General features: G+C 71.6%; 3 protein-coding genes. 2 read left to right on the top strand and 1 reads right to left on the bottom strand.

The genetic code is table 11. The features are described 5' to 3' along the window. A partial coding sequence (locus J0695_RS33955) for an NsdA family TPR-like regulatory protein (protein ID WP_505383620.1) occupies positions 1-848 on the bottom strand: 848 nt, incomplete at its 3' end. 292 nt (positions 849-1,140) lie between these two features. On the opposite strand from J0695_RS33955, the gene J0695_RS33960 reads away from it, so the two are divergent. Beyond that, entirely contained in the window at positions 1,141-1,821 is a 681-nt protein-coding gene (locus J0695_RS33960) for a bifunctional DNA primase/polymerase (RefSeq protein ID WP_206968615.1), read from the top strand. A gap of 40 nt (positions 1,822-1,861) precedes the next feature. Further along, on the top strand, positions 1,862-2,092 hold a 231-nt coding region (locus tag J0695_RS33965; RefSeq protein ID WP_206968616.1), incomplete at its 3' end, for an ATP-binding cassette domain-containing protein.

Raw genomic sequence — 2,092 nt, forward strand, 5'->3', positions numbered from 1 at the left:
AGCTGGGCGATCTCGCGCGGGTTGCCCAGCTGGGCCGCGAGATGGGACATCGACGCGGCCAGTACGTAGCCCCCGTAACCCCGGTCCCCCGCCGCCTGCGCCAGCCGCAGCGCCTGGATGTAGTACCGCTGCGCCAGGCCCGGCTGGCCCGTGTCGATCGCCATGTAGCCGGCCAGTTCCGTCAGCCTGGCCACCGCCGCGAACAGTTCCCGGCCCACCGTGTCCCGGTACGAACCCGCCAGCAGGCCCGAGACCACGCTGTTCAGGTAGTGCACGACCACCGGCCGCACATGCCCGCTCCCGAACCGGTGGTCGAGCTCCACCAGCGCCTCCGTCATCGCCCGGACCGCCTCCACGTCCGAGGCCCCCACCCGCGCCCCCGCGGACCGCGCGACCGCCGCGTCCGCGCCCGTGATCAGCCAGTCCCTGCTGGGCTCGACCAGCGCGGAGGCCGCCACCGTCGAGCCCGACAGGAAGTCCCTGCGCCCCACATCACTGCGCCACAGCTCACACACCTGCTCGATCGCGCCGAGTACGGTCGGCGAGAACTGCAGGCCCACCCCCGACGCCAGGTTCTTCCCGTTCGCCATCCCGATCTCGTCGATCGTGACGACCCGCGACAGCTTCCGCCCCAGCGCCTCCGCGATGACGCCCGGCGCCCGTCCGCGCGGCTGCTGGCCGCGCAGCCACCTGGCCACCGAGGTCTTGTCGTAACGGAGATCGGTCCCGCGCTCCGCGCCGACCATGTTCACGCGGCGCGCGAGCCCCGCGTTGGAGCAGCCCGCCTCCTGGATCAGCGCCTGCAGGCGCTCGTTGGGCTGGCGTGCGACGAGCGGCCTGGCTGCCATGGGTACCCCCTGCGTTGATCACAGTGCTGGTCACTGCGTTGATCACTTCCCGGCAGATGTCCTGAGAATGCGGATGAAGGCGTGCTTTTCCGTACTTCCTCGTACTTCCGCGCGCTTCCATGTGCTTCCGCGTGCTTCCCGGTGCTTCACCCCATGTGGTTACCCGTCTCCGCGGTGCATTCGCATGCGCGCCCCCGTACGTGCATCCATGCGCCCCACATGCGGGAACGATGCTCCTCCGCCGCCCGCTCCGCGCCCGTAACCCGAGGTGGCGGCGGGAGTTGAGTTGTGCGTGGAAGAGACCATCTCAAGCGCAGCAGGCACGACGGCAGCCGCACAGATCCCGAAACAGCGAGGCGAGTTGCTCCTCGACTGCGCCGTCCGGTACGCGGAGGAGCGGCACTGGGACGTGTTCGCCGGCGCCTGGCTGGAGGTGGAGGAGGGCGGCGAGCGGTGCTCCTGCGGCGACGCGTCCTGCGCGGCGCCCGGCGCCCACCCCAACGGCCCCGACTGGGCGACCCAGGCGACAGGCAGTGCCGTGGCCGCCCGCCGGCTGTGGTCCAAGATGCCGAAGGCCTCGATCCTGCTGCCGACCGGGCGCACCTTCGACGCGATCGACGTCCCCGAGACGGCCGGGTTCCTCGCGCTCGCCCGCATGGAGCGCATGGAGCTGACCCTGGGGCCCGTGACCTGCACGCCCGACCGCCGGATGATGTTCTTCGTACTGCCGGGCGCGGGCGCGAAAGTCCCCGATCTCGTACGGAAGTTGGGCTGGGCGCCGGCCGCACTGGATCTCGTCGTACGCGGCGAGGGCGACTACGTGGCCGCGCCCCCGACCCGCGTCGGCGACAGCGGCGCCGTGCAGTGGGCGCGCCGCCCCACCCCCGCCAACCGCTGGCTGCCGGACGCGGAGGAGCTGATCAGCCCGCTCGCGTACGCCTGCGGCCAGGAAGCGCGCAACAGCCGCCCGTAGGGTTGTCCCCATCAACGGGGACTCCGAAAGGCGCGGCGCCATGCCCGACCAGGCATCAGGACAAGCAGCGGTACCAGCGGCAGCAGCACCGGCGGCGGTGAAGGTCACCGGACTCTGGAAGAGGTTCGGCGAGCAGGTCGCGGTCGCGGGGATCGATCTGGAGCTTCCCGCCGGCCAGTTCATCGGACTGGTCGGCCCGAACGGGGCGGGCAAGACCACGACCCTCTCCATGGTCACCGGGCTGCTCCGCCCCGACCAGGGGACGGTCCTG

This window comes from Streptomyces beijiangensis (assembly GCF_017315755.1).
Lineage (GTDB): Bacteria > Actinomycetota > Actinomycetes > Streptomycetales > Streptomycetaceae > Streptomyces > Streptomyces beijiangensis.